At 64.3% G+C, this 18,681-nt stretch carries 15 protein-coding genes and 1 riboswitch; of the genes, 5 read left to right on the top strand and 10 right to left on the bottom strand.

Features of this window, described 5'->3' with window-relative positions; all coding sequences use genetic code 11:
- Positions 1-5: 5 nt before the first annotated feature.
- The 4 genes from cobO to clpB all read right to left on the bottom strand — a co-directional run bounded on the left by cobO (position 6) and on the right by clpB (position 6,207).
- The gene (cobO, locus tag JHD67_RS09160; protein WP_199098867.1) at positions 6-635 is read right to left on the bottom strand and encodes a cob(I)yrinic acid a,c-diamide adenosyltransferase; all 630 of its coding nucleotides are present in this window, start codon (positions 633-635) and stop codon (positions 6-8) included.
- A complete protein-coding gene (locus tag JHD67_RS09155) occupies positions 632-1,219 on the bottom strand; it encodes a hypothetical protein (RefSeq protein ID WP_199098866.1) in 588 nt (195 codons plus the stop codon). The genes cobO and JHD67_RS09155 overlap by 4 nt, the downstream gene beginning before the upstream one ends.
- Before the next feature lie 58 nt (positions 1,220-1,277).
- Positions 1,278-3,125 carry a TonB-dependent vitamin B12 receptor gene (gene btuB / locus JHD67_RS09150; protein ID WP_233171761.1) on the bottom strand — a complete coding sequence of 616 codons (1,848 nt, stop codon included), beginning with the start codon at positions 3,123-3,125 and terminating at the stop codon, positions 1,278-1,280.
- 113 nt (positions 3,126-3,238) lie between these two features.
- A riboswitch (cobalamin riboswitch) is annotated at positions 3,239-3,480 on the bottom strand.
- A 144-nt stretch (positions 3,481-3,624) separates the two neighbouring features.
- Positions 3,625-6,207, bottom strand: a complete 2,583-nt coding sequence (gene clpB / locus JHD67_RS09145; protein WP_199098865.1) for an ATP-dependent chaperone ClpB — start codon at positions 6,205-6,207, stop codon at positions 3,625-3,627.
- 169 nt (positions 6,208-6,376) lie between these two features.
- On the opposite strand from clpB, the gene otsB reads away from it, so the two are divergent.
- From otsB to otsA, 3 genes are read left to right on the top strand one after another with little or no spacing between them, the layout of a single operon-like run.
- Positions 6,377-7,207 carry a trehalose-phosphatase gene (otsB, locus tag JHD67_RS09140; RefSeq protein WP_343214344.1) on the top strand — a complete coding sequence of 277 codons (831 nt, stop codon included), beginning with the start codon at positions 6,377-6,379 and terminating at the stop codon, positions 7,205-7,207.
- Complete coding sequence (locus JHD67_RS09135; RefSeq protein ID WP_199098864.1) at positions 7,179-8,990, top strand: glycoside hydrolase family 15 protein; 1,812 nt, start codon at positions 7,179-7,181, stop codon at positions 8,988-8,990. The genes otsB and JHD67_RS09135 overlap by 29 nt, the downstream gene beginning before the upstream one ends.
- The gene (otsA, locus tag JHD67_RS09130) at positions 8,990-10,381 is read left to right on the top strand and encodes an alpha,alpha-trehalose-phosphate synthase (UDP-forming) (protein ID WP_199098863.1); all 1,392 of its coding nucleotides are present in this window, start codon (positions 8,990-8,992) and stop codon (positions 10,379-10,381) included. Before JHD67_RS09135 ends, otsA begins: the two co-directional genes overlap by 1 nt.
- Positions 10,382-10,428: 47 nt before the next feature.
- Here otsA and JHD67_RS09125 read toward each other — a convergent pair whose 3' ends face one another.
- The 4 genes from JHD67_RS09125 to rluD form a co-directional block, all read right to left on the bottom strand.
- Positions 10,429-10,962 (bottom strand): hypothetical protein, encoded by a 534-nt coding sequence (locus JHD67_RS09125; RefSeq protein WP_199098862.1) that lies wholly within the window; start codon positions 10,960-10,962, stop codon positions 10,429-10,431.
- Between the two features lie 137 nt (positions 10,963-11,099).
- Positions 11,100-11,846 carry a peptidoglycan editing factor PgeF gene (gene pgeF / locus JHD67_RS09120; protein WP_199098861.1) on the bottom strand — a complete coding sequence of 249 codons (747 nt, stop codon included), beginning with the start codon at positions 11,844-11,846 and terminating at the stop codon, positions 11,100-11,102.
- The gene (locus JHD67_RS09115) at positions 11,839-13,212 is read right to left on the bottom strand and encodes a hypothetical protein (RefSeq protein ID WP_199098860.1); all 1,374 of its coding nucleotides are present in this window, start codon (positions 13,210-13,212) and stop codon (positions 11,839-11,841) included. The genes pgeF and JHD67_RS09115 overlap by 8 nt, the downstream gene beginning before the upstream one ends.
- A gap of 127 nt (positions 13,213-13,339) precedes the next feature.
- Positions 13,340-14,317, bottom strand: coding sequence for a 23S rRNA pseudouridine(1911/1915/1917) synthase RluD (rluD, locus tag JHD67_RS09110; RefSeq protein WP_199098859.1), 978 nt, complete (start codon positions 14,315-14,317; stop codon positions 13,340-13,342).
- 70 nt (positions 14,318-14,387) lie between these two features.
- On the opposite strand from rluD, the gene JHD67_RS09105 reads away from it, so the two are divergent.
- A complete protein-coding gene (locus JHD67_RS09105) occupies positions 14,388-15,227 on the top strand; it encodes an outer membrane protein assembly factor BamD (protein WP_199098858.1) in 840 nt (279 codons plus the stop codon).
- A 137-nt stretch (positions 15,228-15,364) separates the two neighbouring features.
- Here the strand turns inward: JHD67_RS09105 and JHD67_RS09100 are convergent, their stop codons facing one another.
- Positions 15,365-16,996: an NAD+ synthase gene (locus JHD67_RS09100; protein ID WP_199098857.1), complete on the bottom strand. Its 1,632-nt coding sequence runs from the start codon at positions 16,994-16,996 to the stop codon at positions 15,365-15,367.
- A gap of 60 nt (positions 16,997-17,056) precedes the next feature.
- Complete coding sequence (locus JHD67_RS09095; protein WP_199098856.1) at positions 17,057-17,674, bottom strand: LysE/ArgO family amino acid transporter; 618 nt, start codon at positions 17,672-17,674, stop codon at positions 17,057-17,059.
- A gap of 103 nt (positions 17,675-17,777) precedes the next feature.
- On the opposite strand from JHD67_RS09095, the gene JHD67_RS09090 reads away from it, so the two are divergent.
- Positions 17,778-18,677 carry a LysR family transcriptional regulator ArgP gene (locus tag JHD67_RS09090; RefSeq protein WP_199098855.1) on the top strand — a complete coding sequence of 300 codons (900 nt, stop codon included), beginning with the start codon at positions 17,778-17,780 and terminating at the stop codon, positions 18,675-18,677.
- Positions 18,678-18,681 lie beyond the last annotated feature (4 nt).

The raw sequence follows: 18,681 nt of genomic DNA, 5'->3' as shown, positions 1-18,681 counted from the left end.
GCCACTTAGAGTTCGATGCCCTTCTGGGCGCGGATGCCGGCCTGGAACGCATGCTTGACCAGGCGCATTTCCGTCACCGTGTCGGCCAGCTCTACCAAAGCATCGGGCGCACCGCGGCCGGTAACCACCACATGTTGCTGCGGCGGCCGCGTAGCGAGGGCATGGCATACCTTGTCCACGTCAAGGTAACCCTTCACCAAGGCGATATTGAGTTCGTCCAACAAGACAAAGTCATAGCGCGCATCGGCCAGCATCGTGGCGGCGATCGTCCAGGCGGCATCAGCGGCGGCGATGTCGCGACTCTTGTCCTGGGTCTCCCAGGTGTAGCCCTCGCCCATCACGTGATAGTCCAGCTCGTCGGGAAAGCGGCGAAAGAATGCTTCCTCGCCCGTCGAAAAGCTGCCTTTGATGAACTGCACCACGCCGCAATGAAAGCCATGCCCCAGCGAGCGCGCCAACATGCCGAAGCCCGACGAGCTCTTGCCCTTGCCGTTACCCGTGTTGACCACCAAGACGCCGCGCTCGATGGTGGCACGAGCGATCTTGCGGTCGACCAGTTCCTTCTTGCGCTGCATGCGTTCGCGATGACGCTGCTCGGGCGTCGTTTCGCCTTGGCCTTGTTCGGTGTCGCTCATGCGCCAACCTCGTGCTGATGGGTTGCCGGAGAGTGTGCCGCGATACGTGCGCATATGGCATGCGACACCAGCGCCACCGCGACGTAGCTCAACGTGGTACGCACGAATAGCGGCCCCCACTGCCACAGACGCGCCAGGTATTCGCCAACATGCGGGTGGGCATAGCGCCCGCCCAGCCAGTAGAACGATCCATTGGAGATGGCAAAGGACACGCACGCCGCCATCCAAGCGACGGCAAATGCGCCGACCAGCGACCCCACCCGCCCACGCAGGCGCGGCGCGTACCAACGCCCGGCATACCACAACGCCGCGTAAGCCAACGGCAGAAACGCATAGGCGGCCGTTACGCAGAAATCGCTCACCCCGGCATAGCGGATCGAAACCCAGTCGAGCGCCACCGCCAGCAGCACCAGCAGCACAAACATCGCGTGCCGGCGCAGGTACATGCCGCCGAGAAAGAACACCGCCATGGAGGCATCCGGCAGGTGCAGCACATCGCCAAAGTGCTTGAAGCGCGTGGCGACCATCACCGCCACCAGACCTAACGAAAGTACCGCAAAACGGGAACCACGGGATATCGTCATCTCGTTACTCCAGATCGATGGAAAACGCGGGACCGGATCGTCCGGTCCCGCGTGCGTGTCACAGTGCGGGCTGGTAGCGCAGGGTCAGCATGGCGTTGCGCCCCGGCTGGTTGTAATACCAGGCGGTTTCGTAGTTCTTGGCGAACGCGTTGTTGAGGGCAAGCTGCACTTTCAACTCGCGCGTGATCGCGTAGGCCACGCGCAGATCGGTGGTGGCGTAACCGCCCAGCTCATGGCGATTGGCCAGATCATCGTAACGACGGCCTGCCGCGTACCAGGTGCCGCCTATGCTGAAATCGCCAAAGCTCCGATCCAGGTCGACACGCCCCGACTGGCGCGCGCGGCGCGGCAACAGGTTGCCGTGGTAGCCGTTCGACTCGTCGCGCGGGTCCAGCCAGGTTGCCGTGCCGGTGACCAGCCAACCGGCTACATGCCCGCTCAGCACGGCTTCCGCGCCACGAATGCGTGCATCTTCCACGTTGCCTGGCGCACCCGTGGCGGCGTCGTAGGTAATCAGGTCCGAGACGTTGTTGCGAAATGCATTGAGTGACCAGTAACCCCAGCCATAACTGCCGCGCAGGCCCAACTCGATATTGCGCGACTTCTCGGGGCTCAGGTTGGGGTTGCCGTAGTACGGGTAATACAGCTCGTTGAAGGTCGGCGCCTTGAACGCAGTGCCGTAACTGGCCGTAAGCCGCAGGGTCTGCGTGAAATCCCAACCCCACAGCAGGCTACCCGTGTTCTTGCCGCCGAACTGGCTATTGTCGTCGCGGCGCACGCTGGCCTGCAGCGACTGGCGTCCGAACGTCTGCTGCCACTGGGCGAACACGCCCCGATTGATGCGGCTATCCACGGCGTAGGTCGTGGTGCTGTCCACAGCATCGCGCTGCCAGTCGAAGCCGCCGGTCAGCACACCGCCCCACACGGCTGCATCGGCCTGGAGTGATCCGACATCGCGGTGCGTATCGAAGCGATCCTTGTAGATGCCGTGCAGATAATCCTTACTGAAATCGCCACTGGTGCCCAGGCTAAGGGTGAAAGTGAGCGCCTGGCTCGGCCGATAGTGCACACGGCCGCCGACCACCTGGGTCGCACTTTCCGCATAGTCGGAATAGCTGCCGTCGTACCAATTGTGACCCTCGCTGCGGAAGGCGCGCGCATCGGCATCCCACTGCTCGTCGAAGCGATAGCCCCCTTGCAGCGTGAGTGCGTTGTTGCGATAGCCGTCCTTGTCCGGCTGATCGGCGAAGCAACCCGCGCCGGCTTCCAACGCACCGACACGACAAGCGTTGATGCCATCCGTCTGGTCATGCGAGGCCTCCAGCGCATACCAGCCATTACCGACCTTACCCGCCAGACCCGCCGAACCGCTGAGATGGCCGTAACTGCCCACGCCCAGCATGAAACTCGGCACGAAGGCCCCCTCCGGACGGCGGGTGAAGATCTGGATCACGCCACCGATGGCCTCCGAGCCGTAGAGGCTGGAGAAGGGGCCGCGCACGATCTCGATACGTTCGACCTGTTCGACGGGGATGTCCTGCAGGGCGGCCGTGCCCAGGGTGGCCGAGCCGATCTTGATGCCGTCGATCAACACCAGCACGTGATCCGATTCGGTGCCGCGCAGGAACACGCTGGTGGATTTACCGGGGCCGCCGTTGTTGGCGAGTTGCAGGCCGGGGGTACCGCGCAACAGATCCGCCAGCGACGATGGCTGCAGACGCTCGATATCGGCACGGTCGATCACCGTCACTGCGGAAAGGGTCTGATCCTGCGTTTGCGCCGTTCGCGTGGCGGTAACCACCACGCTGTCGAGGTCGGTGGCGCTATCGGCGAAGGCCGGGGTAAGCACGGACAACAGCGCCGACGCCAACACGGCGCGACGTACGAAAGTAACTTGGATGGCCAAAACACTGCTCCTTGACCGCGCCTGCCCGCGCGGGTAACTCGGAAAACAGGCAGGCGGAAGGAGCGATGGCGGCCGCGCAGCAAGGCACGGCATCCATGACATGGCCCACCGCCTGTCTGGTCGTACCTTGAGGCCGGTCTCCGGGCTTACGAACGAGGACGTCATGTCCTGCGGAACAGCGCCTTCCCATGCGTTGAATGCACAGTGGCTTGGATGCCGTTCCGGCGACCACCAGGGATCACCGTTCGCCTACCGTTGCGGGGGCAGCTCCGGACTAGGCGCATCAGCGCCGCACCGGATTCCCGTTTCAACCACCGGTACAGCACCGGTGGTCACCTCAGGCGAGCGGCATGGTAACAGACGTCGAAACGATGGGGCCATGTGCCCCATGTCATCGCTCGGGTCGCGGCGACGGTGCAAACCCAAGCCTCAAAAGCAAAGCGCCCGCCGTGCTCTCGCAAGACGGGCGCTCATCACGCATCACTTCAATGGGGCCGCATCATGGCTTGTGAAACGTCAGATGCCCTTGCTCGGCATCCACCGCCACCGTATCCCCGGAAACAAAGCGTCCTTCCAGGATCTGCTTCGCCAGCGAATTCTCCAGCTGCTGCTGGATAGCTCGCTTGAGCGGTCGCGCACCATACACCGGGTCAAAGCCCACGTTGCCCAGCAGGTCCAGCGCCTTCTCGCTGATCTCCAGCTTGAGCTGACGCTCGGCCAGTCGCTTCTCCAGATACGCCAGCTGGATCTTGGCGATCGCACGGATCTGCTTCTTCTCCAGCGGACGGAACACTACCAGCTCGTCAAGACGGTTGATGAACTCCGGACGGAAGTGCGCTTGCACCACGCCCAGCACCGCCGCCTTCATCTGCATGTAGTCCGCTTCGCTGTCGCCTGCCTGCTCGTGGATCATTTGCGAGCCCAGGTTGGAGGTCATCACGATAACGGTATTGCGGAAGTCCACCGTGCGGCCCTGGCCGTCGGTGAGGCGACCGTCGTCCAGCACCTGCAGCAGGATGTTGAAGACATCCGGGTGCGCTTTCTCTACTTCGTCCAGCAGGATCACGCTATAGGGACGCCGGCGCACCGCCTCGGTGAGGTAGCCGCCCTCCTCGTAACCCACATAACCCGGGGGCGCGCCGATCAGTCGGCTCACGGAATGCTTCTCCATGAACTCGCTCATATCGATGCGCACCATCGCATCCTGCGTGTCGAACAGAAATTCGGCCAGCGCCTTGCACAGCTCGGTTTTGCCTACGCCCGTGGGCCCCAGGAACAGGAACGAACCATAAGGACGATTAGGATCGGACAGGCCCGCGCGAGCGCGGCGAATGGCGTCGGATACCGCATGAACGGCTTCGTCCTGGCCCACCACGCGCTTGTGCAGGGCGTCTTCCATATGTAGCAACTTGTCGCGTTCGCCTTCCAGCATCTTGCTCACCGGAATACCGGTCCAACGCGACACCACCTCGGCGATCTCCTCCTCGGTGACGCGATCCTGCACCAGCTTGAAATCCTGCTTTTCGGCGGCCTGTGCGGCGGCGAGCTGCTTTTCCAGTTCCGGCAGCTTGCCGTACTGGATCTCACTCATCTTGGCGTAATCCTGGTGCCGCTGGGCGGCTTCCAGCTCCACCCGCGCGGCTTCGATCTGCTCCTTCACCTTGGTCGCGCCCTGCAGCGCAGCCTTCTCGGACTTCCAGATTTCGTTGAGGTCGGAGAACTCGCGCTCCAGCTTCTGGATGTCTGCGTCCAGATCGGCCAGGCGCTTCTTGGACGCCTCGTCGGTTTCCTTCTTCAGCATCTCGCGCTGGATCTTGAGCTGGATCAGGCGGCGTTCCAGGCGATCGAGTTCCTCCGGCTTGGAGTCGATCTCCATGCGGATGCGCGAGGCCGCCTCGTCCATCAGGTCGATGGCCTTGTCCGGCAGCTGCCTATCGGGAATGTAGCGATTGGACAGCGTAGCCGCGGCCACGATGGCGGGGTCGGTGATCTCCACGCCGTGATGCACCGCGTAGCGCTCCTTCAGGCCGCGCAGGATCGCAATGGTGTCCTCCACGCTGGGTTCGCCCACGTAGACCTTCTGGAAGCGGCGCTCCAGCGCTGCGTCTTTCTCGATGTACTTGCGGTATTCGTCCAGTGTGGTGGCGCCGATGCAATGCAGTTCGCCGCGCGCAAGGGCGGGCTTGAGCATATTGCCCGCATCCATCGCGCCATCCGCCTTGCCGGCGCCAACCATGGTGTGCAGCTCGTCGATGAACAGGATGATCTGACCTTCGTTCTTGGAAAGGTCATTGAGCACCGCCTTAAGGCGTTCCTCGAACTCACCGCGGAACTTCGCGCCGGCAATCAGTGCGCCCATATCCAACGCCAGCACGCGGCGATCGCGCAGGCCTTCGGGCACCTCGCCCTTGACGATGCGCTGCGCCAGGCCTTCGACGATGGCCGTCTTGCCGACGCCCGGCTCGCCGATGAGCACCGGATTGTTCTTGGTGCGACGTTGCAGCACCTGGATGGTGCGACGGATTTCCTCGTCGCGGCCGATCACCGGGTCGAGCTTGCCCGACTCGGCGCGCGCGGTGAGGTCGATGCAGTATTTCTCCAGCGCCTGGCGCTGCTCTTCGGCGTTTTCGCTTTGCACTTTTTCACCGCCGCGCAGCTTGTCGATGGCGGCTTCCAGGTTGGCTTTGTTGGCACCGGCGGCCTTGAGCGCCGCACCCAGCTCCCCCTTGTCTTCCAGGGCCGCCAGCAGGAACAGTTCGCTGGCGATGAACTGGTCGCCACGCTGTTGCGCCAGCTTATCGGTAAGGTTGAGCAGGCGCGTCAATTCGTTGCCGACGTGCACGTTGCCTTCCTGTCCGCTCACGCGCGGCAGTCGCTCGATCATTTCGTTCACGCGCTGGCGCAGTGCCGGCACATTCACCTGTGCCTGCGTGAGCAACGGCGCCGTCGAACCGCCTTGCTGCTCAAGCAGCGCAGCCATTACGTGCACCGGTTCGAGCATGTTGTTGTCGCGCCCGACGGCGATCGATTGTGCGTCGGCCAGCGCCTGCTGGAAGCGCGACGTAAGCTTGTCCATCCGCATGGGTCTATCCCCCTCGTCAATAGGATCTGGCGGCCGCGCCGCCACTGCCCGCCGAGATGCGGACGGCATGGCACGATTCAAGCGTGACATGCTGCCGCGGTTGGCCCTTCTTCAGTCGTGTACGCCACCCATAGATCGCCTTCACATTTGCCTTGATAGGCTGACAACCGTGTTATCGCCTGCCCCCTTGCCCACCATGTCCGCTCGCCTGCCCCTTCCGGCCCCGCCGCTGCCCGGCGTGGATGATCGCTGGGCGCTGTTCCTCGACGTAGACGGCACCCTGCTCGATTTTGCCGATCGTCCCGATCAGGTCAGCGTGGATGCGCGCCTGCGCGAATTGCTGGACGACTTGCACGGCACGCTCGATGGCGCGCTCGCCCTGGTCAGCGGGCGCAGCCTGGACGACCTGGACGACCTGTTCTGCCATCCGCGCTGGGCCATGGCAGGTTTGCACGGGCTGGAACTGCGCGGCCCGGATGGTCGCTATCGCGGTGTGCATATTGGCGCGGCACGGCGCGTGCTGGTGCGCGAACTGGCGGGCGCCGTGGCGGCCGGCTTGCCCGGCGTCACGCTGGAAGACAAAGGCATCGCCATCGCCTTGCATTGCCGTACCGCGCCAGGGCGCTTCGATGCCCTGCGCGCGCGCATCGAGGCACTGCTGCCTCGCCTGCAGGGCTACGAGATGCAAATGGGTAGCCTGGTGATCGAGCTCAAGCCGGAAGGCATGGACAAGGGCAAGGCGGTGGAGGGCCTGCTGGCCAACCGACCGTTCCACGGCCGCATACCGGTGTATGTGGGCGACGACCTGACCGACGAGCACGGCTTCGCCGCCGCCCATCGGCAGCGGGGCTTCAGCGTGCGCATCGGCGCGCGCAAACCCAGCGTTGCCCAATATTCGCTGCCGGAGCCCGCTGCTGCGCGCGCCTGGCTGTTCCGCGTCTTGTACGCACTCAAGCATGGAGCCCTCTCGCATGCCCATCCCCCCGGAGGAAGCACCTGACACCCAGGCCAGCCTGGCCCTGGGCGTCATCGGCAACGGTAGTGTTGCCGCCCTGATCGATGGTCGCGGACGCATCGTCTGGGGCTGCCTGCCCCGCTTCGACAGCGATGCCAGTTTCTGCCAGTTGTTGTCGCCCCAGCACGAAGGTGGCGACTGGACCATCCAGCTCGAGGATTTCGAGCGCGCCGAACAGCACTACCTTCCCAACACGGCGGTTCTGGTGACCCGGCTGTACGACCAGCATGGCGCCGGTGTGGAGATCGTGGACTACGCGCCGCGCTTCCGCACGCGTGGCCGCTTTTATCACCCGGTGCTGCTCGCTCGCCGCGTGCGTCCCTTGGGCGGCGCCCCTCGCATCCGCGTGCTGCTGCGCCCGCTGTGCGAGTACGGTGCGCGTGCGCCGCAAACCACCTCCGGCAGCAACCACATCCGGTTTCTGCTCAGCGACGTGGTGCAGCGACTGACCAGCGATGTCGCCTCGGTGATGATCGAGCGCGGCCTGCCGTTTATCCTGGAGCGCCCTGCGCACTTCGTGTTCGGGCCGGACGAAACGCTGACCCATAGCGCCGCCGATTTCATCCACCACACGCTTGAGCGCACACTGGATTACTGGCGCGAATGGGTGCGCAATCTATCGGTGCCGTACGAGTGGCAGGAGGCGGTGATCCGCGCGGCGATCACGCTCAAGCTGTGCCAGTACGAAGCCACCGGCGCCATCGTGGCCGCACTTACCACCTCCATTCCCGAATCGCCCCATTCCGCCCGCAACTGGGATTACCGCTACTGCTGGCTGCGCGACGCGGCGTTTACCGTGCGTGCGCTCAACCGCCTGGGTGCCACGCGCAGCATGGAGGAATACATCCGCTACGTATTCAATCTGGTGGCCGCTGATGGCGAACGCGAAGTGGGGCCGGTATTCGGCATCACCTTCGAGCACGAGCTGACCGAGACGCAGGTAGCCAGCCTAGCGGGCTACCGTCAAATGGGCCCGGTACGCGTCGGCAACGATGCCTGGCGCCAGCGCCAGAACGATGTGTACGGATCGGTGGTGCTGGCCGCGGCACAGACCTTCTTCGATCGCCGGCTCGAGCGCCAAGGCGATGAGTTGAGCTTCCAGCGCCTGGAACGCATGGGCGCCATGGCATTGCGCATGGCCGAACTGCCCGATGCGGGCCTGTGGGAATTCCGTGGACGCGCCGCCGTGCACACCTATTCGGCCGCCATGTGCTGGGCTGCCTGCGAACGACTGGCTCACATCGCCACCGAACTAGGCCTGGACGAGCGCGCGCGCCATTGGCACAACGAGGCCGAGGCCTTGCATGCACGCATCGAAGCACACGCCTGGAACGAACGCCTGGGCACCTTTGTGGATGCCTACGATGGCGAGCACCTCGACGCGAGCCTGCTGCTGCTCGCCGATATCGGCTTTATCCACGCCATGGACCCGCGCTTCATCGCCACGGTAGATGCCATCGGCGAGGCGCTGGGACGCGGCGATTACCTGTTCCGATACATCGCCCCCGATGATTTCGGTGCACCGGAAACGAGCTTCAACATCTGCACGTTCTGGTACATCGACGCGCTTGCCGCCACCGGCCGCACGCAACGCGCCCGCGCCATGTTCGAGCACATGCTCACCCAGCGTAATCCGCTGGGCCTGCTGTCGGAGGACATCGCACCGGCCACCGGCGAGCACTGGGGCAATTTTCCGCAAACCTATTCGATGGTCGGCCTGATCCAGGCCGCCATGCGCCTGTCGCGGCGCTGGGAGGACGCACTGTGATGTCTCTTGGGCGCCCAAGCGTCCCACGCCGCCTGGTGGTGGTTTCCAACCGCGTGGCCCTGCCTGACCAGACCGCCACGGGCGGACTGGCCTCGGCCATGCGCGCCGCCCTGCAGGAACGCGGTGGGCTGTGGTTCGGCTGGAGCGGAAAGATCGCGCGCCACGCGGGCACCGGACTTCACCGGCGGCAGGACGGCGAGGTGGCATACGCCACCATCGATCTCTCCCGCAGCGACCATGACGAATTCTACGATGGCTTCGCCAACCGTACGCTGTGGCCCTTGCTGCATTACCGCCCCGATTTGGTCGACTACAACCGCAAGCATCTGGCCGGCTATCTACGCGTCAACAATTTGTTCGCCGAACAACTGCTCCCGTTGATCGGCCCCGACGATGCGGTGTGGGTGAACGACTATCACCTGATCCCACTTGCCGCGATGCTGCGCGAGCGCGGCCTGCGAAATCGCATTGGCTTCTTCCTGCACACGCCGTTGCCGGCGGCGGGCCTGCTGATTGCCCTGCCTCACCACCAGGAGCTGCTGGAAACCCTGTCCAGCTACGACCTGGTGGGCCTTCATACGGCACGCGACCGGCGCGCGCTGGAGGAGTATTTCTTGCACGAGATCGGCGCCAGCATGCGCCGCGATGGCCGCCTGCACACGCCCGGCGGGCACGGTTTTCGCGCCGAGGTGTTTCCCATTGGCATCGATACCCGTCAGGTGGCCGAGGCGGCGAGCCACGCCCATGAGCACGAGGAGATTCACCATCTACGGCAGAGCCTGGAAGGCCGCGCCCTGATCATCGGTGTAGACCGGCTCGATTACTCCAAAGGCCTGCCCGAGCGATTCCAGGCCTATGCCCGCCTGCTGGAGCGTTCGCCCGCATTGCACCGCAAGGTGAGCTTCCTGCAGATCGCACCGCCCTCTCGCGGCGGTGTGCCGGAGTACCGCCAGATTCGCCGCGAGCTGGAACGCAGCGCCGGCCATATCAACGGGCTGTACGCCGCGCCCGATTGGGTGCCCATCCGCTACGTCAACAACTCCTTTCCGCACAGCCTGCTGAGCGGCTACTACCGTGCGGCGCGCGTGGGGCTGGTCACCCCCTTGCGCGATGGCATGAACCTGGTGGCCAAAGAATATGTCGCCAGCCAGAACCCGGATGATCCGGGCGTGCTGGTGCTCTCGCGCTTTGCAGGGGCTGCGCAGGAATTGGGCGATGCGCTACTGGTGAATCCCGCCGATACCGAGGAAGTGGCCGAGGCGCTGGAGCGCGCACTCACCATGCCGCTGCAAGAACGGCGCATGCGCTGGCGCCGCATGATGGATGTACTGGAGAGACAGGACATCACCGCCTGGCGCAACGGGTTCCTCACACGCCTGGCCGGCTCTTAGCCCGGACTGCCGAGCCCGCCCCGGCGGCGGGTTCGGCGATCCTTTCACTAGCGCCCCTGCTTGCCGCCCGTCGCGGCAGCCGAGCCAGTGGGTGCCAGATCGCGGGTGCTCTGCACCGGCGCGCGGTTTTCCGGTGGGTCGATATGCGGGCGGTCGTAGCGGTTGATGCGGTCGTTCGGACCGGCAAGGGCCAACTGGTAGCCATCGATATGCACCCAGTGCCACAGGCCGAACGGCACCGGCTGCGTGGAGACGTAGACAAACTTGGCGTCGTAGTCACCTTGCTCCCGCGGAGAAACCTCCAGGGCCAGGTTGATCACGAACTGACTGGATACCGCGCGGCCCCGCTCATAGGCAGGCTTGGTGATCATTTCACCCAGGCTCTGATCGAGCAGACGACTGAATCGGCGATCGAGTGGGTAAGCCGGCGAAGCCGACGTGACCTTGCCGGAGGAGCTCACCTGTACCAACACCGGCAATACCTTTGGGCGAAACTCGGTAAGCGATCCGGTAGATGCCACCGCGGCACCCGCCATTACCGACAACGCGCCGACGAGCATGACGACATGACTACGTTTCATGCGACCTCCTTGGAATGCGGCTGACTCGGGGATGAGCATCGCCCCACAGGCCCCGTCCTTTTGCGATGCCACCGCAATAATTTGCGCTCACGTCAGCCTTGCGTCAACTTCCGCCTACCCAAGGAACCGGTTATGTCCTAGGACTCCAGCCAGACCAGGCTGACAAAGCGTCCGCTTTGCGCGGCGTCACGCCGATAGGAATAGAACCGGGCGTCGGTACGGGTATCGAAACCGCCCCCACACACCGCGGCGACACCTGCCGCCGCCAATCGGCGGCGGGCCAAGCCTGCCAGGTCACATAGCCAATGCCCGGGGCGCGTGGCGTGAAAGCAGCTATCCGCCCCCTGGTCTGACATAAGGAACGCCTCGCGCACTTCCTCCCCCACCTCGTAGCTGGTCACCCCGATACAGGGGCCCAGCCACGCCATCACCTCCGACGGGGGCGCCGGCAGTGCCCTCACCGCAGCCTCCAGCACGCCGGCCTGCAAACCGCGCCAGCCCGCATGCGCCGCCGCCACGGCGCCGCCATCGCGGGTGCAGAACAGAGCTGGCAGGCAGTCGGCGGTAAGAATGGCCAATGGCTCGCCCGCGCGCGTGGTCATGGAGGCATCCGCCCGCAGGGTCGCCTGAAGCCCCGGGTCGTCGATATCCACCACGTCGACACCGTGCACCTGCTGCAGCCAATGAGGCTCGCGAGCCAGGCCCAGCATGGTCGGCACCAAGGCCCGGTTGGCCCGCACCGCATCGAGTGCATCGCCGCAATTCGCGCCCAGGTTGAAGCGCTCATAGGGCGCCGGCGAATGCCCCGGCAACTGCCGGGTGCTGACCGCCGCGCGCACCCGCGAAGGCGCCGGCCACTCGGGGATCAGCCAGCCGTCAAGCATGGCTCGCCACGGTCTGCGCCTGCTGGCCGCGATGTTCTTGGTAGCGCCGGTACAACCACACCAGCGCAAACACCGCCAGCAAGAAGCTCACGGGCCGGAACGGCACGCTGTAGCGCGCAAAAGGCTGCGTAACCATGTGCACACCCACCGCGAACAGGTGCAGCAAAGCGAGCAATCGCAGCGCATCCGTTCGCGATGCACCGAATAGACGGCGTGTCGCCGGCAGAAACGCCAGCAACATACCCAGCATGCCGAACGCCATCAGCGGTGCATGCAGACCCGACATCAGCGAGGCGATGACCATGTACCGAGGGTCGTTCAACCACGGTGAGCTAAGGACCGGATAGGCATAGATGTCCCCCCAACCCTCAGGCGACGACCAGGAAAAGAAGCAGAAAATCTTGCCGAACAGATACCAGCGCAGCATGGCCACCGGATGGCTGGCGAACTTGGCGCCCAAACTCTCGAGCAGGCTTGACCAGCTGGATGCCGCCTTTACAGCATCGGGATCGAACCTATTCGCCGAACCGTAAGTCTCCGGCCGCCCGTCGTACATCAAGTCGATATAGCTACCCTGCTCTACGTTCAACAGCATGAGCTGCGGGCTGCTCATTTCATGCAGGGTGATTTCGTTGCGCGCCCACCAAGGCGACATCGCCAGCGCGAAGCCCAGCGAGAGTGTGGCGATTTCGCGCCAAAAACGCCGCACGGCGGGCAGCACCAGCAATAGCAGCAAAGCGGGTACCCATGGGTTGAGCGTGGGCCTGATCAGGCAGGCAGCGCCAAACAGCAGACCCGAAGCCAATGCAAGCACCATGCGCCAACGGGGGGACTTGACGCACGCGCATGCCGCGCCAAGTGACAGCGCCGCCATCAATGCAAAGCCGAAGGAAGTTTCGCTGAGCAGATAGGCCACATAGACGTTCTGATGGGGGCTCAATGCCACCAGCATGCCCAGTGCCAACCCCGGCCAAGCCCCTAGCAAAGCCATGGCCAACAACGTCGAGCAAAGCAAGGTCAACCCTGCCATCCACGCCTGGGCATGAACCACTCGCGCCACAAAGCCGGTGTCCAGCTGTCCTTGCAGAAACATGCTCAGATACATGGGATAACCGGGTGGACGAAAGGCATCCGGGGTCAGTGGTACGTTGGTTTGCCCCAAGATCGGACCCATGCCCTGCGAATACACGCCCTCATACTTGGCGTTCCAGGCATAAGCCACGTACTCGCGCGCGTCATTGCGAATCGGATGGTCCACCTCGGTATGCGCCGCGGTACCTAGCCTCAGCCCCATGCCAACCAGCAGGATCAGCAGCAGGCAAAGCGCCTGCAGGTACTTCGCCCCATGTTCTGTCCTTCCCTGCACAGATACTCCCCCGTTCTCAATGGACCAACCGCGCCACTATACCCAGCAGCCTGGACACGGACTGCCAGGTATTTGGCAGGGACATAACCCAGGCGCAAGCCATGGCGCCTGGGTCAGGCACCGATGCTCAGGACCAGTCATCCGGGTCGGCGTGACGGGCATCCTCCCGCAGGGCGTCGATCAACGCCTGCTGGTCGGCGGGACGAGGGGCACTGAAGGACATCGGTTCATGGGTCACCGGGTGCTCGAACGCCAGGCGTTCGGCATGCAGCGCCTGGCGACGGAAGCCGCGCAAGGCCGCGACCAGCTCGGCGCTGGCCCCCTTGGGCAGCTTCAGGCCGCCGCCGTACAGCGGATCGCCGACCAGGGCATGTCCGATATGCCCCATATGCACGCGAATCTGATGGGTACGGCCGGTTTCCAGGCTGCACTGAATGAGGCTGTGGGCCCGGAAACGCTCGCGCAGGCGGTAATGCGTGACGGCATGCTTGCCGTCCTCCTCGTCGCGCACGGCCTGACGCAGGCGATCGCCCATATGGCGACCGATCGGGGCGTCCACGGTGCCACCGGCCACCAGGGTGCCCAGCACCACGGCCTCGTACTGCCGCTCCACATCGTGGCGGGACAGCATGTCCACCAGGGCGGTATGGGCGGGGAGGGTTTTGGCCACCACCATCAGGCCCGACGTGTCCTTGTCCAGCCGGTGCACGATGCCGCCACGCGGCAGCTGGGCCAGGGCCGGATCGTGATGCAGCAAGGCGTTCAGGACGGTGCCGGCGCTATTGCCCGCACCCGGGTGCACCACCAGCCCGGCCGGCTTGTTCAGCACCAGAAGGTGCTCGTCCTCATAGACGATATCGAGCGCGATGGCCTCCGGCGCCAGCTCCACCTCATTTTCCAACTCGGCCTCCAGGCGCACCTTTTCCCCACCCCGCAACAGCTGGCGGGGCGGCGCCACGGCGCCATCCAGGGTCACCGCGCCGGCCTTGATCCAGCTGGTGAGTCGGGAGCGGGAGTAGTCCGGGAACATCTCGGCCAACGCCTGGTCGAACCTCCGACCTGCGGCAGACAGGGGGACGCTGGCCTCATGGCGAATCGTCGTCATGGCCTGGTGCCCGAGCAACCGGCGGTTTCGGCTATCATCCCTTTTCGATCAAACATCTGAACCCTTTCTCATGCGCGTAACCAAGCTGCCGGCTTTCAAAGTCTTTGTCGTGCTCGCCATCGCCGTTTCGATGAGCGCCTGCTCGATGTTCGGCCACAAGAAGGACAACAACGATACCCTGCCGGTGGACAAGCTCTACGCCAAGGCCCACGACTCCATGCAGCACGCCGACTATTCGGCGGCGACCAAATCCTACCAGCGTCTGATCGCGCGCTTCCCGTCCGGTGACTTCAATGAGCAGGCCCAGCTTGATTTGGCCTACTCGCAGTACAAGGACAACCAGCCGGACGACGCTTATTCCACGATCAACCGCTTCATCAAGACGTATCCGACCCAAAAGCATGTGGATTATGCCTATTACCTGCGCGGTCTGATCAATTTTGACCGTACGGGCGGCGCCATGGAGCGCTTTCTGCAGTCGGGCGAGCCGGAAACCCGCCGTGACCAGGGCTTCAACCTGAAGTCGTTTGACGATTTCTCGGAACTGTCGCGCCGCTTCCCGGACAGCGCCTACACCGCTGACGCGCGCCAGCGCATGGTTTACCTGCGTAACCTGCTTGCCCAGTTCGAGATCAATGTCGCGGAGTTCTACCTGCGCAACAAAGCCTATATCGCCTCGGCCAATCGCGCCCAGTACGTGATAGAGCACTACCAGCAGGCTCCGCAGACCGGTGACGCGCTGGCCATTCTGACCCGCAGCTACCTGGGCATGGACCAGAAGACGCTGGCCGACCAGACCCGCCAGGTGCTCGCCATGAACTACCCGAATCATCCGTACCTGAAGGACGCGAAGTGGCCGCACTCGCCCTCGCTGATCCGCAAGTTGATTCCGTTCTCGGGCCATCATTGATAGAAATGACACGGCCCGCCCTCGGGCGGGCATGAAAAAAGCCGGCAGCGCGAGCTTGCCGGCTTTTTTATGGCGCTTGATCGCCGCGATGCGGTGACGCCGCCTGCAGCTCGCCGCCATAGGCGCTGGCGCCGGCTTTACTTCCAACCCGAGGTGATCGGATAGCGACGCTCGCGGCCGAAGGCGCGGGTGGTCACGCGGGGACCGGGAGCGGATTGGCGGCGCTTGAACTCATTGAGCAACACCAGTCGCACCACACGGCGCACCGTATCGGCATGGAAGCCTTGCGCGGCGATCTCGGCCTGCGACTGCTCGCCTTCGATAAAGCGCGCGAGGATAGCGTCCAACTCATCGTAGGGCGGCAGCGAATCCTGGTCGATCTGGTTGTCACGCAGCTCCGCCGACGGCGGGCGATCGATCACAGCGGACGGAATCGCCTCGCTGCCGCCCAACCGGGCCGCATGCGCGTTGCGCCAGCGCGACAGGCGATACACTACCGTCTTGTAGACGTCCTTCAGCGGCGCATAGGCACCACACATGTCGCCGTACAAGGTTGCATAGCCGACCGCCATCTCACTTTTGTTGCCGGTAGCGAGCAGCAGGCGCCCGTGCTTGTTGGACAGCGCCATCAACGTCACGCCACGCGTGCGCGATTGCAGGTTTTCCTCGGTGGTGTCGGCCGACTTGCCGGCGAACGCAGGTGCCAGTGCGTCGAGGAAGGAATCCACCATCGGCTCGATATGGATGATGTGGTATTCCACGCCCAACTGTTCCGCTTGCGCGCGCGCGCCATCCAGCGACAACTGCGAGGTATAGCGCGTAGGCATCATCACCGCCGTAACACGCTCAGGCCCCAGCGCATCCACGGCCAGCGCCAGGGTCAATGCCGAATCGATGCCACCTGAAAGGCCTAGCAAGACACCGGAAAACCCGTTCTTGTCGATGTAGTCGCGAATGCCGCGCACCAGCGCGTTGTACAGCGTGGCTTCCAGCGAGTCATCGACCGCCACGGGCCAATCCTCGGCGCGCAACGTGCGCGTGGCGCTGTCGAACTCCACCCACAGCAGGGCATCGACAAAGCTCGGCGCGCGCGCGGCGAGGCTGCCATCGGCATTCACCAGCAGCGAGCCGCCGTCGTACACCACCTCATCCTGGCCACCGACCATGTTCACGTAGGCGATGGCGCAGCCGGTTTCACGGGCGCGTGCGGCCAGCACTTGCTCGCGCTCGGCCTGCTTGGCGTCGTCCCAGGGCGATGCATTGATCACCAGGATCAGCTCGGCACCTGCCGCGGCCGCCTTGGCGGCCGGCTCGGGCTGCCAGATGTCCTCGCAGATCACCACGCCCACCCGCACGCCGTCGATCGTTGCCACCGCACTGTCGTGACCCGGCCGGAAATAGCGCTTGTCATCGAATACACCGTAGTTGGGCAACGCCTGCTTGTGCGTCGTCCACTCGATACTGCCGCCGCGCAGCAGGCTGGCGGCGTTGTACACCTCGCCCTCGCTGTGCGGGTGACCTACTAGCGCGGCGATACCGTTGGTGGCGCCTGCCAGCGCGTTGAGCTCGCACTGGCAAGCCACCAGAAAGCTGGGGCGCAGCAACAGATCTTCCGGGGGATAACCGCTCAGGGTCAGCTCCGGGAACGCCACCAGCGATGCCCCACCCTCGCGCGCCTGCGCTATCAGGTCACCTACCCGAGCCGCATTGGCGGCGACGGCGCCAACTTGAAAATCAAACTGCGCGAGGGCGAAACGTAACGAGGGCATGCCGGCCAATCCGTCATCAGGGGAATGCCCATGATAACCGAGGCGTTGCCGCCGCTTGGCTCAGCCCATCGGCTGCAAGATCAGCAGCGCGGCCAGGGTGAGCATGAAAACCGCCACCGCCACATCGAACACGCGCCAGGCGAGCGGGCTGCGAAATACCGGCAAAAGCAGGCGCGCGCCGTAGCCCAGGGCCAGGAACCACAGCACACTCGCGGTTGCCGCGCCGCCCGCAAACACCCAGCGCCCGTCGCCGTCGTAATGGGTGGACAGACTGCCCAGCAACACCACGGTGTCCAGGTAGACGTGTGGATTGAGCAGAGTGAACGCCAGGCAGGCAAGCACGACCCGACCTCGGCTGGCCGCCGCCTCGCCCGTCGGCTGCAAGCCGCTTTCGCCCTGCCATGCCCGGCGCAATGCAAAGACACCATAGGCACTCAGGAACGCCGCGCCGGCGAAGCGCAGCCACTGAAGCAAACCGGGCTGCTCCTTCACCATCAAACCAATGCCAGCCACGCCCAGCAGGATCAGGCTGATATCGGCCACGATGCACACCAACACCACCGCGCCCACATGGCGACGCTGCAGACCTTGCCGTAATACGAAGGCGTTTTGCGCGCCGATAGCGATGATCAGGCCGGCACCCGCACCGAGCCCGGCCAGGTAAGCCGTAGAAAACATGACAGAAACCCTCGAAAAGGCGTTCACTGTGCCGCGCCTGACGTATTCAGTAAAACTAATTATTCTTATGGCACTTTAGCTTTCCTAATGAGAGGTCCATGCCATGAGCCTGCTCAATCCCCAGCTGGCAGCGTTTGCGGCGGTGCTTGACGAGGGCAGTTTCGAGCTGGCGGCGCAGCGCCTTTCGCTCACGCCATCGGCCATCTCACAGCGCATCAAGGCGCTGGAAGATCGCCTCGGACAGGTACTGATTCTGCGTCGCGCACCTTGCCGCGCCACGCCAGCCGGTGAACGCCTGCTGCGCAGCGTGCAGCAGATGCGCCGACTGGAAGCGGAAACGCTGGCGGACTTTCACGTCGCCGGCAACGACGAGGCACCTGACTCCGTCGCGGTAGCGGTGAATGCCGACTCGCTCGCCACCTGGCTCCTGCCCGCGCTCGCACCCCTGCACCAGAAACACGGCCTGCTGTTCGATGTGCGCGTGGACGATCAGGACCACACTACCGATTTGCTGCGCGATGGCTCGGTACTCGGCGCCATCACCGCCGAAGCGCGGCCGGTGCAAGGCTGCAGCGTGAAGAAGCTGGGCATCATGCGCTACTTGCCCGTGGCGCCACCGGCCTTTGTCGCGCGCCATTTTTCGCAGGGCGTGAATGCCGGCACGCTGGCCACCGCCCCCATGCTGGTGTTCAACCGCAAGGATGCCCTGCAGTGGCGCTTCATCCACAGTGTCACCCGGGCCCGTCTCTCACCACCGATGCACTATCTGCCCTCCTCCACCGCGTTCGTGGAAGGTGCCGCGCTGGGGCTGGGCTGGGCCATGGCGCCCGAATCCATGGTGAAAGAAGCGTTTGCCGAAGGCACGCTCAAAGCCATCGCGCCTAACCGCTGGCTGGACGTGCCGCTGTACTGGCAGCACTGGGCCATTCGCTCCAGCACCCTCGTCACCGTGACTGATGCACTGGTACGCGCCGCCACCCACGGGCTACGCCAGTCGCGTTGACCAA

The organism is Dyella sp. ASV21 (assembly GCF_016428975.1).
Taxonomy (GTDB): Bacteria; Pseudomonadota; Gammaproteobacteria; order Xanthomonadales; family Rhodanobacteraceae; genus Dyella.
Note: the sequence above shows the minus strand (reverse complement) of the source record. Positions and strands in the feature narration are given on the sequence as shown.